At 59.7% G+C, this 13,571-nt stretch carries 10 protein-coding genes; 5 read left to right on the top strand and 5 right to left on the bottom strand.

The genetic code is table 11. The features are described from left to right. The first annotated feature begins 35 nt into the window (after nucleotides 1–35). The gene (locus tag EAH78_RS28975; RefSeq protein ID WP_140671368.1) at nucleotides 36–728 is read left to right on the top strand and encodes an aspartate/glutamate racemase family protein; all 693 of its coding nucleotides are present in this window, start codon (nucleotides 36–38) and stop codon (nucleotides 726–728) included. Nucleotide 729: 1 nt separating this feature from the next. Here EAH78_RS28975 and EAH78_RS28970 read toward each other — a convergent pair whose 3' ends face one another. From EAH78_RS28970 to EAH78_RS28960, 3 genes are all read right to left on the bottom strand, one after another. Next, entirely contained in the window at nucleotides 730–1,251 is a 522-nt protein-coding gene (locus tag EAH78_RS28970; RefSeq protein WP_140671366.1) for a GNAT family N-acetyltransferase, read from the bottom strand. A 173-nt stretch (nucleotides 1,252–1,424) separates the two neighbouring features. Further along, nucleotides 1,425–2,345: a LysR family transcriptional regulator gene (locus tag EAH78_RS28965; protein ID WP_140671364.1), complete on the bottom strand. Its 921-nt coding sequence runs from the start codon at nucleotides 2,343–2,345 to the stop codon at nucleotides 1,425–1,427. Between the two features lie 87 nt (nucleotides 2,346–2,432). Continuing rightward, nucleotides 2,433–2,873 carry a carboxymuconolactone decarboxylase family protein gene (locus tag EAH78_RS28960; RefSeq protein WP_140671362.1) on the bottom strand — a complete coding sequence of 147 codons (441 nt, stop codon included), beginning with the start codon at nucleotides 2,871–2,873 and terminating at the stop codon, nucleotides 2,433–2,435. A gap of 206 nt (nucleotides 2,874–3,079) precedes the next feature. Here EAH78_RS28960 and EAH78_RS28955 point away from each other — a divergent pair, with 206 nt between their 5' ends. The 4 genes from EAH78_RS28955 to EAH78_RS28940 all read left to right on the top strand — a co-directional run bounded on the left by EAH78_RS28955 (nucleotide 3,080) and on the right by EAH78_RS28940 (nucleotide 6,509). Further along, nucleotides 3,080–4,513 (top strand): PLP-dependent aminotransferase family protein, encoded by a 1,434-nt coding sequence (locus EAH78_RS28955; protein ID WP_140671360.1) that lies wholly within the window; start codon nucleotides 3,080–3,082, stop codon nucleotides 4,511–4,513. A 123-nt stretch (nucleotides 4,514–4,636) separates the two neighbouring features. After that, on the top strand, nucleotides 4,637–4,930 hold the full coding sequence (locus tag EAH78_RS28950) for an antibiotic biosynthesis monooxygenase family protein (protein WP_140671358.1): 294 nt from the start codon (nucleotides 4,637–4,639) through the stop codon (nucleotides 4,928–4,930). A 225-nt stretch (nucleotides 4,931–5,155) separates the two neighbouring features. Further along, on the top strand, nucleotides 5,156–5,569 hold the full coding sequence (locus EAH78_RS28945) for a cupin domain-containing protein (protein WP_140671355.1): 414 nt from the start codon (nucleotides 5,156–5,158) through the stop codon (nucleotides 5,567–5,569). A 229-nt stretch (nucleotides 5,570–5,798) separates the two neighbouring features. Then, nucleotides 5,799–6,509: an ATPase gene (locus tag EAH78_RS28940; protein WP_140671353.1), complete on the top strand. Its 711-nt coding sequence runs from the start codon at nucleotides 5,799–5,801 to the stop codon at nucleotides 6,507–6,509. 180 nt (nucleotides 6,510–6,689) lie between these two features. Here EAH78_RS28940 and ltrA read toward each other — a convergent pair whose 3' ends face one another. Together ltrA and EAH78_RS28930 are read right to left on the bottom strand one after the other, a co-directional pair. Further along, the gene (gene ltrA, locus EAH78_RS28935) at nucleotides 6,690–8,111 is read right to left on the bottom strand and encodes a group II intron reverse transcriptase/maturase (RefSeq protein WP_140671350.1); all 1,422 of its coding nucleotides are present in this window, start codon (nucleotides 8,109–8,111) and stop codon (nucleotides 6,690–6,692) included. Nucleotides 8,112–8,592: 481 nt separating this feature from the next. Continuing rightward, entirely contained in the window at nucleotides 8,593–13,494 is a 4,902-nt protein-coding gene (locus tag EAH78_RS28930) for an NAD-glutamate dehydrogenase (protein WP_140671348.1), read from the bottom strand. Between the last annotated feature and the right edge of the window lie 77 nt (nucleotides 13,495–13,571).

The following is a 13,571-nucleotide window of genomic DNA, read 5'->3' as shown; positions in this document are numbered from 1 at the left end:
TCTCGCAAGGTTAGCCATTTCACAGGGAGCACCGCATGCGCACCATCGGCCTTATCGGCGGCATGAGCTGGGAGTCCAGCGCCGAATATTATCGCCTCATCAACCAGCAGGTTCGTAACCGGCTCGGGCCGTTGCGTTCGGCGCAGTTGCTAATGTACAGCGTCGACTTCGGGCCTGTCGAACAGGCCCAGCATGCTGGGCGCTGGGACGATGCGGCGGCGATTCTGGTGGATGCGGCGCGGCGGCTTGAGGCTGGCGGCGCCGAGTGTGTGGTGTTGTGTACCAACACCATGCACAAGGTGGCCGGGCAGATTCAGGCCGCGATCACGGTTCCGTTCCTGCACATCGCCGACCCGACCGGTCAGGCTGCCGTCGATGCCGGTGCGCTGAAAGTCGGGTTGCTCGGGACCGCGTTCACCATGGAACAGGACTTTCTCAAGGATCGTCTAAGCGCGATGGGTTTGACCGTGCTGGTGCCGGAAGCCGAGGAACGCAACGCCGTACACCGGATCATCTACGACGAGTTGTGCGTGGGGGTGATCAGCGAGACGTCGCGCAAGGTCTATCAGCAGGTGATCTCGTCGCTGACGCAGCGCGGCGCCCAGGCGATCATCCTGGGGTGTACGGAGATCGGCATGCTGATCAAACCCGAGCACAGCGCCCTGCCCCTGCTCGACACCACCGAACTGCATGCGCAGGCGGCGGTGGCGTTCGCATTGGGCGTCTGAGTCAATCGGCGTCAGGCGAGCGACGCAGGCGCGCCATGCTCAAGGTGTCGACCAGTCGGCCGTCACGCACGGCATAATCGCGGAACAGGCCTTCGGTCTCGAAACCGAACTTTTGGTACAGACCGATGGCCGCTTCGTTGTCGGCGTACACCGAAAGCTCGACCCGTCGCAGGTTCATCCAGTTGTCGGCGATGTCCAGCACCGCCGCCAACAGCGTCGAACCCACACCTTTTCCCTGCCACGCCACCGCGACGCCCATGCCGATGCTGCCGGCATGGCTGCGGCGGATTCGCGAGAACTGTTCCAAGCCAATGTTGCCGATAACGGTGCCCTGATGCAGCGCGACCAGTTTCACCAGCCGCTCATTATCCGAGGCCAGGCGCTGGCGCCAGATCTCGGTGGATTGAAACGGCATTTGCAGGACCTGACGGGTAATGGCCGGGTCGTTGTAGAGCGCGGTGACGCCGTCGATGTGGGCTTCGCTGAAACGTTCGAGGGTGATGACCGGTTCGGTGGCGGGCATGGGTGATTCATCCTTGATGCAGACATGGCCGCTTACTCTACAACGCATTCTTGCAGCATGGCGACATTCACTGTGGGAGCGGGCTTGCTCGCGAAGGCGGTGTGTCAGTCGCCATTAACGTTTAATGACACACTGCCTTCGCGAGCAAGCCCGCTCCCACATTTTGACCGCGTTCAGCTCTCGAACCACTCCCGGCGCTCGTTGAAGGTGTTGTGGATCAGCTCGACGAGCATCTGCACGTCTGCCTGACCTTGGGTTTCTGCATTCACCGCCATCCACACCTGACGTTGCATCGGCTGCTCGAACAGTTCAGGCAACGCAATCAAACCGCGGTCGAATTGGCTGATGTAGCGCGGCAACAGTCCGATACAGGCACTGCAGCGGATCATCTCCAGCATCAGTTCATAGGAATGCAACTGCACCACGCCGGCCAGACGCTGATCCACCACACTGTTCCATGGCCGAAAACTCTCGACCTGATGGTCATGCTGCCACTGCACGAGCATGAAGTCGGCCAGGTCATCGAGGCTGTCCGGCCGCGCCGCGACCCGTGAATAGCGTTTGGCGATGTGCGGCAGATACTCCAGACGCGCCAGTCGCTGTGGCTCGCTGACCGCAAAACTCGGCCCCGGCAGCGGCGACTCGGTGCCGGCCAGCCACAGCACCACATCGGCGCTGATCGCTTGCAGGCTCAGTTCGCTGTCGAGGGTAATGATGTCCAGGCGCACGCGGGCGTTACGGCGCAACAAGGCGACCAGGTCACGGCCCAGGATGTCGTGCAGGATCGACTCGGCCACCGCCAGGCGAATCAGCGGTTGTTCGATCACCGGCGCATCGCGCTCATGGGCCAACGCGATCAGTTGCGCCTGAAGCGCCATTCCTTCACGACTCAGGGCCAGGCCATTGTCCTGGTGATTGAACAGCGAACATTGCAATTGCGACTCAAGCTGCGCCAGGTGTTTGCGCAATTGCGTGGATTTGATATTGAGGCTGCGAGCCGCCTGCATGAAGCACCCGCAACGGGCGCTCACCCGGAAGGACTGCGCCAGTACCGGGTCGATGCCGGCCGCGCAGGTGGATTCCATCAATGACATCGGTGACTCCCTGTCGATCTATCCTTGAAAACCTCATCCTGCGCAGCCTGTATGAACCTGATGTGACACCGGGCGCGGATAATCGATTCAGCCGCCAGGGGTTTGCCGAAAACTCACTGCCAAGCGATTCCAGCTGTTGATGGTGGTCACGGCAACCGTTAAATCGACCAGTTCCGCTTCGCTGAATTGCTCCCTCGCCAGTACGAAAACGTCATCCGGCACGTGGCTTTCGGAGAGCAGCGTCACCGCTTCGGTCCAGGCCAGCGCCGCCCGTTCCCGAGGGTTGAAAAAGCCGCTGTCACGCCACACCACGATCGAATACAAGCGCCGATCGGTCTCGCCCAAGCGTCGTGCGTCCACCGAGTGCATGTCGGTGCAGAAAGCGCAGCCGTTGAGCTGCGAAGCGCGGATCTTGATCAAGTGCAACAACGCAGGCTCGATACTGAGGTTGCTGGTCAAGGCTTCCATGGCAATCATCGCTTTCATCGCTTTGGGCGACGCGCTGTAGTAATCCAGGCGGGAACTCATGGGGCGACCTCGTGGATCAGAGAGTGACCTCCACGTTAGGCGGTGATGCGCGCACGTTACAGTGCCAATTCGCCGAAAAAGCCAGGGACCACTCGGCAAACAGACCAATCGCAGGAATTTGGCCCACGCAACTTCTGCACGGCCGCGCATGCGGGTAATCTGGCGCGACGCACACGCGCCTCAACCGCTGCAGGAGCCTCGCCGGTATGGAACTTCATGTTGTCATCAACGGCCGCAAGGACCTGACGGGCCAGTTGTACAACCAGTTGCGCAGCGCCATCGAATCCGGGCGCCTCGCCGCCGGGACCCAGCTGCCGCCCAGCCGTTTACTGGCCGAACAGCTGGGGATTTCGCGCAAGACCATTTCCGACACCTACGCGCAACTGACCTACGAAAACTTCCTCACCGGGGTGATCGGCAAAGGCACTTACGTGAATGCCCGGCCCTCGAAAATCGCCCGCAAACAGAGCCATTCCGAGCTGGCGAGTTTTGAGGTCATCGAGTCCTGGCGCAAGTTGCCCGTGTTCCTGCGGCATCCGACGCTGGAAGGCTCGTTGCGCTACGACTTCATTGGCGGCGCCACCAGCAAGGGCCAGTTCCCGCAGGATGACTGGCGTCGCTGTACTTCCCACGCCTTGCGCCAGATTGCCGGTTCCAAAGGCTTCTACAGCTTGCCCGAGGGCTTGCCGGCGCTGCGCAACGCCATCGCCCGGCACATCGCGTTCTCGCGCGGGGTCAATTGCCAGGACGAAGACGTGGTGGTGTGCAACGGCGCGCAACAGGCGCTGGACCTGATTTCCCGGGTGATCACGCGCCCCGGCAGCATCGTCGCCATGGAAGACCCCGGTTACCCGCCGGCCCGCCTGTTGTTTGGCTCGCACGGTGCCACAGTGATCGGTGTGCCGGTGGACGCCGAAGGCATTCAGGTCGACAAAATCCCCCTCGGCACGCGGCTGATCTACGTCACACCCTCCCATCAGTTCCCGCTGGGCCTGCCGATGAGCCAGGAACGCCGGGTGGCAATGCTGGAACGCGCTTATGAACTGGGCGCGATCATCATCGAGGACGATTACGACAGCGAATTTCGCTACGAGGGCCGCCCTACCGATTCGCTGCAAAGCATGGATGAGCGCGGGATCGTCGCCTACGTCGGGACCTTCTCGAAAACCTTGCTGCCAGAGTTGCGCCTCGGCTATGCGATTTTGCCGCCGGCGATACTCGAAGCGGTGATCCGCGCCAAGCAACTCACTGACTTGCACACCTCGACGATGCCGCAATGGGCACTGGCCAAATTCATCGCCGAAGGCTGCCTGCTCAAGCATATCCGCCGCTGCCACACGATCTATGCCGGGCGTCGCGAGCGGATTCTGGCGCGCATGGCAGGCGATCTTTCGCCGTGGTTCGAGCCAGTGCCGACCACGGCCGGGTTCCATATGGTGGTGATGTGCAAAGTGCCTATCGATCTGGCCCTGGTGATTGAATTGGCGAAAAAAGTCGAAGTCGGGCTCTATTCGATCGAGGCCTTTTACTTCCAGCAAGCGCCTCAGGCCGGGCTTTTGCTGGGTTTTGGCGCCATTGACACGCTGGATATCGACACTGCCCTGGACCGTCTGCGCGACATCTTGCAGCAGGTGGCCTGACGGATTGGTCTGCGCCTTTAACGGGCGATTGGCTATTGGTGGTCCGGGGTTGCAGGCCTATCCTGCATAAGCGTTATCCCTCAATGAGCAGGATTCGTCCGGCCTGATTCAGGAGTGTGAGCAATGTCCAACGAAGTGATCAATACCGTACAGGTGCAGGCCGCCGCCGGCCGCTCGGATGAACTGGGCAAGCAACTGCAAAAGATTGTCGAAACCCTGCGCGAACTACCGGGCTGCGACTCCTATATGGTCGACCGCTGCCCCGAGGACACCAACCGCTGGACCGTCAGCGCGCGCTGGCAATCGGAAGCGGCCATGCATTTGCATTTCAACTGCCCGGAAGTCCAGGGCTTTATCGGCCTGATTGACAACCAACTGGCGAATGCCGTGGATTTCAACAGCTTCCCGATCCGCTAGAACACCCACGTACCCTGTGGCGAGCGAGCTTGCTCGCGCTGGGCTGCGCAGCGGCCCCACAATTTTGTGAGCGCTGCGCACTCAAGCGCGAGCAAGCTCGCTCGCCACAGGACTTCATCGATTGGGCTGGATTGGTCCCCTCACCTTCCCGAATATTGGCTGTTTGATTGGCCCACCCTGCGGACTATCGTTGTTCCCGACGATAACCACCGCAGGTAATGAACCATGAAAGCTTTGCGTTTCCTTGCTGCCCCGCTCGCTGTCCTCGCCCTGACCGCTTCAGTCTCCGTGCTCGCCCACGAAGGCCCTTCAGAAAAGGTCACGGTGTTGCAGGACGAATTGCTGAAAAACGTCCCCGGCAAAAAAGCCATGATGATCGAAGTCGACTACAAACCTGGCCAATCCTCGATTGCCCATAAGCATGAAGGCACGGCCATGGCGTACGTCATTTCCGGCTCGATCACTTCCCAGGTGAAGGGAGAAAAAGCGATCACCTACAAGGCCGGCCAATACTGGTACGAGCCTGCAGGATCGGAACATCTGGTCTCGAAAAACGCCAGCGCCACCCAGCCTGCCAAACTGCTGGTGTTCATGGTGTTGTCGCCTGATGAGAAAGTGTTGATCCCATTGGAAAACTGATGGCTGAACGCACAGCTATAAATAAAAAGGCCCGAACTTCGATTTCGGGCCTTTTTATTTCTCGACGCAATCAACCGACCCTGTTTAAACCAAATAAAACTATTGGCCTGCCAATAAGCCCACTTATTGGTTATTTAATTCAGCGAAGACAGGTTTAGTCTGGAATCACCGCCGGGCAATACCGGCACTCAAACTTTCCGACTTCAAGTTGTTTCACGGGAGTAACACCATGAAACTTGCGCTTGTCAGTACCTTGACGATAACGGTTGTTTTAGCAGGCTGCTCGATACCCACCGCCCCCAGTGCGGTCTCTTCGCTGGACGGCATCTTTACCGCGCCTGTTGGCCGTAGCAACGCCACGAGCATTCCTAATGGCCATAACGTCTCGCTGGGTATCGTCTACAGCCGTAACACCCAAACCAATCGCGCCTACCTCCAGGACTACCAGGCCAATGCAGGCACAGGTTTCGGCCAGAGCCTGCTGGTTCATTCGATTCATGACGCTTTCGTGAACACGTCCAAACCCGACCTCGCCGTGGATTGGGTCAACGCGTCGTTGCAACGCCAGTTCGGCTCGGTCACGGTGTACCCGGACATGCAAAGCCTCAAGGCGGCGAAACCGGATGTGGTCGCGATTATCGACAGCCGCAGCCAGTTGATGACCTCGCGCAGTTCGGATTTAGCGGCGGATGTCAGTGCAGACTTTTACGACTCTAATCTCAATTATATTGGCACCGCACAAGGGCATGACGCGAAAACACTGACGCCTCTATGGGCGGACTTCAAACCCAGCCCAGAGATAGTGGCGGATATTAACGAGCAACAGGATGTACAAGTCAGGGCGCTGCAAAAGTTTGACCAGTCGCTCAGTAATTTATTGACCCGTCCGACAGATAAAGTGTCGATGCTGAATAATAATACCGGCCGGAAGTTGTATTAAGGCTATAGGCCTCTTCGCGAGCAAGCCCGCTCCCACATTTGAAATGCGTTCCAATGTGGGAGCGGGCTTGCTCGCGAAGGGGCCTGAACAAACACCCCATAATCATCAGATCGAGTAGGAGGCGGATTTACATCCGCCGTCCTCTCACACCACCGTACGTACGGTTCCGTATACGGCGGTTCAGGCTATGCGACTAAGCCGATTGATCGTATCCAGTATTGAGACCAGGCCCAGCGCATCCCATTGTTTCTTGGGCAGTGCCCGATTCATATGGGATGCTCCAGAGTTCCACCAAGGGCCTCGGCCATTGAAGGCCGAGTGACAGGCCCGGGCTTCGTTGAGTCCTGCACGCATCAAGTTGCGAGCCCTCGTAGAAGGCAGCTTCCAGTGGCGCCACACGACACAACGAAGTTTTCGGCGCACCCATCCATCAAGATTTTCAAGGGAGCCTTTGCTTTGACTGAGCCTGAAGTAACCGGCCCAGCCACGCAATACAGGGTTTAGTTGCTCGATGACATCTGACAACTTTCGACCCCGCGCTCCACGCTGCAGATCTCTGAGTCGGTCGCGTAAGCGACCCAGACTCATCGTCGCCACTCTTAACCTCGGCTGGCGATGCAAGCTCATCCCATAGCCCAAGTAATCACAGACCCAAGGCCGTGCCACGCGGCTCTTTTCCCGGTTCAACGTCAGTTTCAGGCGCTGGCTCAGGAAACGTTCAACACCAGCCATCACCCGTTCGCCAGCGCGACGACTACGCACATAAATGTTCGCATCATCGGCATAACGCACGAAGCGATGCCCCCGCCGCTCCAGCTCGCGGTCGAGTTCGTTGAGCAGGATGTTCGACAGCAACGGCGAGAGTGGGCCGCCTTGCGGCGTCCCTTCCTGCCGTCGGCTGACGAGTCCACCTGACATCGTTCCCGCTTCGAGATAACGACGGATCAGCGTGAGCACCCGCTTGTCTTCGATTTGACGCTCGATGTACGCCATCAATACATCGTGGTTGACCCGATCAAAGAATTTCTCCAGATCGAGTTCCACGCACCAGCGGTGACCCGCCGCCACATGGCCACGGGCAGCTTCGATGGCTTGGTGAGCGCTTCTACCTGGACGAAAACCGTAGCTGTAATCCGAGAACAGCGGGTCGAAGATCGGCGTGAGCTGTTGCAGCAGAGCCTGTTGGATCAGGCGATCCACAACGCAGGGAATACCCAGCTGTCGGGTGCCGCCTTTGGGTTTGGGGATGTCGACGGCGCGCACACCTTGCGGGTGATACTCGCCGGCCAGCAACCGAGTCTTGAGAATCGGCCAATACTGTTTCACGTAGTCCGCCAACTCGTCGACCGTCATGCCATCGGCACCCGGTGCGCCCTTGTTGCTGACTACGCGTTGATACGCACGCTTGAGGTTGGCCGGTGTAAGCACCCGCGCCATCAGCGTGTTCGGCTCCGCGTTCGTCCACGTCACAGACGCCGCTGATACCTGTGCGCTGTCAGCCGTCATCCTCGGATTCTGTCCGGGACTCGGAGTAACAGTCTTCTCTGGGAGAAATTTCTGCATTTCGGTATTCAACGAGACTTTGACGCCTATTGGCGGCATAATCTGTTCAGCCCTTGGTGACGTGGTTATTCGTCACTTACTACGGCCTCAGCTGACTTCTGCTCGTTCATCCCGTCGCCTCACGACGCTCGGTAGCACAATGGCAAACGGGGCAGATCTCCCAGGGTAATTCGCGCGACCTTCCTGCTTATGCCTGTCGGATCTACGTCGTAGCGTTCCGTGCAAGTATTGGGCTTTGACGATTTGCGCCGTCTTACCCCACTACGCCGCCTAATCCGCTTCCTGTTCGTCAGGCCAGCATTTTGCCTCGGGCTTCCTTCAGATTCGCGGTCACCCGCGACACCCTTGCCTCTGGCTAACACTTCCCCTTGCCGGGTGTGTAGAGGACTTGCACCTCCAAGTCACCAGCGTGGCCACCACAGCCAAGCTGGTTGCGCTTCGCGCAACGCGCCATGCCTGGCGCACGCAAAAAAAAAAACCCCGCATGTCTCCATGCGGGGTTTTTTCATTCAGCGCCTGATCAGGCCGCCGGCTCCAACTCTTCGCTGACGACAGTCGTGGTAGTCACCACCGCTTGCCCGCTCAATGCCAGGTCCAGCAACTCACGGTTGGCTACCGCGTACATGGCGTAGTCCGTGCCGCTGGCGGCACGGATTTCCACCAGCATGGCGCGCCAGCGTTCGATCATGCCTTCGTGCGATTCCATCCACAGCGCCAGGCGTGTTTCCACGTCCTGAGTGCCGTCGCCCTGTTGCAGGACGGAGATGGTGATCGCACGTTGCTGCCAGTCGACGTCATCACGGAACGCTTCACGGGCCAGGGCTTGCCAGTTGTTTTCAACCGGCAGAGCGCTGATCTGTTGCAGGTACCAGGTGATGTCCAGCCCGCTGCCGACGGCGAAGTAAGCCTTCGCGACGTCCGCTGCGTTCTGGCCGGTCACGTCCGACGCTTCGATGATGGGCAGCAAGGTGTACAGGTGAGTGGTGCCTGCAACCATGCGCGCCAGCAGCTCAGGTACGCCAGCGGCGACGTAAGCCTGATAGCGGGTCTGCCAGCCTTCGCGGGTCGGGCCTTCCAGCAGTTCGTCGAGCTTGAGGCCCAGCGCTGCCAGATGTGGACCGAAGTGCGCGACGTCACGAGCGGCGTTCTGCTCGTTACGACGGCTGCGCAGGAACCAGCGCGTAGCGCGGCGACCCAGACGCATCAGCTCGTCCATCAGCTCCAGTTGCACGTCAGCGGAAACCTGGTAGTCCAGGGCTTCGATCTGACGGAACCAGTGCGGGAGATGGAAAATGTCACGCACGATCACGTAGGCACCCGCCACGTTCGCCGGGCTCATGCCGGTCGACTCTTTGAGTCGTTGAACGAAGGTGATGCCCATGTGGTTGACCAGGTCGTTGGCGATCTGGGTGCTGACGATTTCGCGCTTCAGACGGTGACGGCGCATGGCTTCGGAGAACTTGCTCACCAGGGTCGGCGGGAAAGCGGTTTCCATGTCGCGGGTCAGGTAGTCGTCATCCGGCACCAGGGAGTTGAGCAACGCCTCCTTGAGGTCGATCTTGCTGTAGGAGATCAGCACCGACAGCTCGGCGCGAGTCAGGCCGTGGCCTTCTGCAACGCGCTCGTTGATCGCTTCCTCGTTCGGCAGAAACTCGATGGCGCGATCCAGCTTGCCGCGGCCTTCCAGATCGTTCATCAGACGCTTGTATTCAGCGATACGCGGCAAGGCACGACGCGCCGCCAGGGACAATGCCTGAGTCTGCTTGTAGTTGTTGCCCAGCACCAGGCTGCCGACTTCGTCGGTCATGCTCGCCAGCAACTGGTTACGTTGCTTGTCGGTCATGTCGCCCGCTTGAACCACTTCGTTCAGCAGGATCTTGATGTTGACTTCGTGGTCGGAGCAGTCCACACCACCGGCGTTGTCGATGAAGTCGGTGTTGGAACCGCCGCCATTGAGACCGAATTCGACACGACCCAATTGGGTCATCCCGAGGTTACCGCCCTCGCCCACGACTTTGCAGCGCAGTTCGTTGCCGTTCACGCGCAGTGCATCGTTGGCCTTGTCGCCGACATCGGCGTGGCTTTCGCTGCTGGCTTTGACGTAAGTACCGATACCGCCGTTCCACAACAGGTCTACCGGTGCCTTGAGCAAGGCATTGAGCAGTTCGGTCGGGGTCAGCTTGTCGGCCTGAATGTCGAAGCGCTCTTTCATCTGCGGGGAAATCGCGATGCTTTTCGCGCTACGGGAGAAGATCCCGCCGCCTTCGGACATGATGCTGGTGTCGTAATCCGACCAGGCCGAACGCGGCAGGTCGAACAGGCGCTGACGTTCGGCGAAGCTGTTCGCCGGCTGCGGGTTCGGGTCGATGAAGATGTGCAGGTGGTTGAAAGCAGCCACCAGTTGCAGCGTCTCGGACATCAACAGGCCGTTACCGAATACGTCGCCGGCCATGTCGCCGACACCGACCACGGTGATGCTGTCTTTCTGGACATTGATGCCGCGTTCGCGGAAGTGACGTTGAACGCCAACCCATGCGCCCTTGGCGGTGATGCCCATTTTCTTGTGGTCGTAACCGGCGGAACCGCCGGAAGCGAACGCGTCACCCAGCCAGAAGCCATAGTCAATGGCGATGCCGTTGGCGATGTCGGAGAAGGTCGCAGTGCCCTTGTCCGCTGCCACGACCAGGTACGGGTCATCGTCGTCATGACGCACGACGTTGGCCGGCGGAACCAGTGCGCCGTCCTTCAGGTTGTCGGTGATGTCCAACAGGCCCGAAATGAAGATGCGGTAGCAGGCGATGCCCTCGGCCGCGATCTCGTCACGGTTGCCGCCCAGTGGCAGGCGACGCGGCAGGAAGCCGCCCTTCGCGCCCACGGGCACGATGACCGAGTTCTTCACTTGCTGGGCTTTTACCAGGCCCAGGACTTCGGTGCGGTAGTCTTCTTCACGGTCGGACCAGCGCAGACCGCCACGCGCCACGTTGCCGAAGCGCAGGTGCACGCCTTCGACGCGAGGCGAGTAGACGAAGATTTCGAACTTCGGTACCGGCTTCGGCAGCTCTGGAATCTGGTGCGGGTTGAACTTGAAGCTGAAGTACGACTTGTTCTTGCCGTTCGCATCAGTCTGATAGAAGTTGGTGCGCAGGGTGGCCTTGATCAGGTCCAGGTAGCGACGCAGGATGCGGTCTTCGTTCAGCACCTGGACTTCGTCCAGAGCGGCGATGATCGCGTGTTCCAGGCGTTGCTGCTTGTCTTCCAGATCGTCGCCGGACAGCTTGCGCGCCAGGTAGAAACGGGTCTTGAACAACCGGGTCAACTCGCGAGCGATGTCGGTGTGGTTGTTCAGGGTGCTGGCGATGTAGCCCAGGTCGAAGCCCAGACGGATCTGCTTCATGTAGCGAGCGTAAGCACGCAGCAGCGCGACATCGCGCCACGGCAGGCCGGCGGTCAGCACCAGACGGTTGAATGCATCGTTCTCGGCATCGCCACGCACGATGTGGACGAAAGCGTCCTGCAGCGTGTCGTTGAGTTGCTGAATGTCGAGTTCCAGGCCTTCGGCAGCGGTGAACGCGAAATCGTGAATCCAGAACTCGCGGCCATTGGTGTGGCGCAGGCGATACGGAAATTCACCCAGTACGCGCAGGCCGAGGTTTTCCAGGATTGGCAACACGTCGGACAGCGCCAGCGGGGTATCGGCGTGATACAGCTTGCAGTGCAGCATGCGCTGGCCGGACACCTGGCCCAGTGGCTGATAAAAGCTCATCACCAGTGGGTTTTTTTCGTTCAGGCTCAGCAGGTGTTGCATGTCGACCACAGCCGAATGGGCCGCGAAACGCTCGCGGTAACCGGCCGGAAAGCCTTTCGGGAAGTCGGCCAGCACGTTGGTGCCATGGGCTTCACCGAAGCTTTCAACCACAAGGCTGGCGTAGTCGTCCTGCCAACTGCGGCAGGCTTGCACCACTTCTTTTTCCAGCAGAACCGGGTCGATGTCGAGGCGGTTCTTCGGATCGACGCGCAGGATCAGTTGCACGCGGGCCAGCACGGACTCGGAGAAGAACGTCCAGAATTCGCAATCCGAGGCTTTCAGGCGATCCATCAGCACTTGCTGGATCTTCTGGCGCACTTCGGTGGAGTAGATGTCACGTGGCACGTAGGCCAGGCAGTAGCAGAAACGGCCGTACGGGTCTTTGCGCAGGAACACGCGAATCTTGTTGCGTTCCTGGATCTGCACGATCGACATCACGGTGCTGAACAGTTCGTCGACCGGCGTCTGGAACAGGTCATCGCGCGGCAGAACTTCGACCACCTGCGCCAGTTCCTTGCCCAGGTGAGCCTTGGCCTGGAAGCCGGAACGGCGTTCGATTTCTTCGACCTTGCGGCGGATGTACGGGATGACCCGCACGCTCTCGCCATACACCGAGGAGGTGTACAGGCCCATGAAACGGCATTCCTTGATCACGTTGCCGTCGGCATCGATTTCACGGATCGACACGTAGTCCGGGTAAGCCGGACGGTGTACACGGCTTGGGTGCGCAGCCTTGGCGAACGACAGCAAGGTCGGTTCGCGCAGGTAGTTGACGGCGTAGTCTTCGATGCGCAGGTCATCGTAGGTCAGGCCGGTGCGCAGCAGTTTGGTCAGGCCGAGGAAGGAATCCTGGTCGTAGACGATGTGGCCGCCATCGGCTTCATCACGCACCACGAATTCTTCGTAGCCGAGGAACGTGAAGTGGTTGCCCACCAGCCATTCCAGGAAGCTTTTGATTTCGCCTTTTTCTTCAGGGTCGACCGCGTACTGGCTGTTGTCCAGACCGGTGAGGATTTCCTGGACCTTGGCTTTCATCGGTTCGAAATCGGCGACGGCGACGCGGACTTCACCAAGCACCTGCTCCAGCTCTTTGCTCAGGACATTGAGCTCGGCGGTGTTGGCGCAACGGTCGATTTCCAGGTACATCAGCGATTCTTGAAGAATGCCTTCGCCCTGGGTGCCTTTCGGCAGGATTTCCAGCAACTCGCCCTTGCTGCCGCGACGCACGCTCAGCACAGTGGTTTGCAGGGTATGAATGCTGTAGCCGCGACGGTTCAGCTCGGTACGCACCGAGTCCACCAGGAATGGCAGGTCGTGGTGCAGCACTTCGACCGCGGTGTGGGTCGACTGCCAGCCGTGGCGTTCGTAGTCGGGGTTGTAGACGCGCACTTGCGGTTGCGCGTGATCGAAGCGCTCAAGCAGGCGCCACGCAGAAAGGGTGCAGCCGGCGAGGTCGGACAACCGACGCTGGGTCAGCTCGTCCAGGGAAATGATGCCGAAGAATTGTTCAGCGAACAGCGCCACTTGTGGCAGTGCCTGTTCACTGATGTGCTGTGCCAGTGCCGCTTGCAGTTGGTGCTGGAAGTCGGCTTTGCTGGCTGCGGTGAAGAACGCCATCTGTGGTACTCCGCTTGGGCTTGTTATTGATGGAAGCGTCGCGTGCAAAACCCCTTTCGGGGCGATCCGTCACCCTG

The organism is Pseudomonas arsenicoxydans, from assembly GCF_006438915.1.
Classification (GTDB): Bacteria; Pseudomonadota; Gammaproteobacteria; order Pseudomonadales; family Pseudomonadaceae; genus Aquipseudomonas; species Aquipseudomonas arsenicoxydans_A.
This window is presented reverse-complemented; position numbering and strand designations above follow the sequence as displayed.

Coding starts and splice junctions, on each gene's coding strand:
- EAH78_RS28975 (WP_140671368.1), top strand. CDS start 36: ATGCGCACCATCGGCCTTATCGGCGGCATGAGCTGGGAGTCCAGCGCC.
- EAH78_RS28970 (WP_140671366.1), bottom strand. CDS start 1,251: ATGCCCGCCACCGAACCGGTCATCACCCTCGAACGTTTCAGCGAAGCC.
- EAH78_RS28965 (WP_140671364.1), bottom strand. CDS start 2,345: ATGTCATTGATGGAATCCACCTGCGCGGCCGGCATCGACCCGGTACTG.
- EAH78_RS28960 (WP_140671362.1), bottom strand. CDS start 2,873: ATGAGTTCCCGCCTGGATTACTACAGCGCGTCGCCCAAAGCGATGAAA.
- EAH78_RS28955 (WP_140671360.1), top strand. CDS start 3,080: ATGGAACTTCATGTTGTCATCAACGGCCGCAAGGACCTGACGGGCCAG.
- EAH78_RS28950 (WP_140671358.1), top strand. CDS start 4,637: ATGTCCAACGAAGTGATCAATACCGTACAGGTGCAGGCCGCCGCCGGC.
- EAH78_RS28945 (WP_140671355.1), top strand. CDS start 5,156: ATGAAAGCTTTGCGTTTCCTTGCTGCCCCGCTCGCTGTCCTCGCCCTG.
- EAH78_RS28940 (WP_140671353.1), top strand. CDS start 5,799: ATGAAACTTGCGCTTGTCAGTACCTTGACGATAACGGTTGTTTTAGCA.
- ltrA (WP_140671350.1), bottom strand. CDS start 8,111: ATGCCGCCAATAGGCGTCAAAGTCTCGTTGAATACCGAAATGCAGAAA.
- EAH78_RS28930 (WP_140671348.1), bottom strand. CDS start 13,494: ATGGCGTTCTTCACCGCAGCCAGCAAAGCCGACTTCCAGCACCAACTG.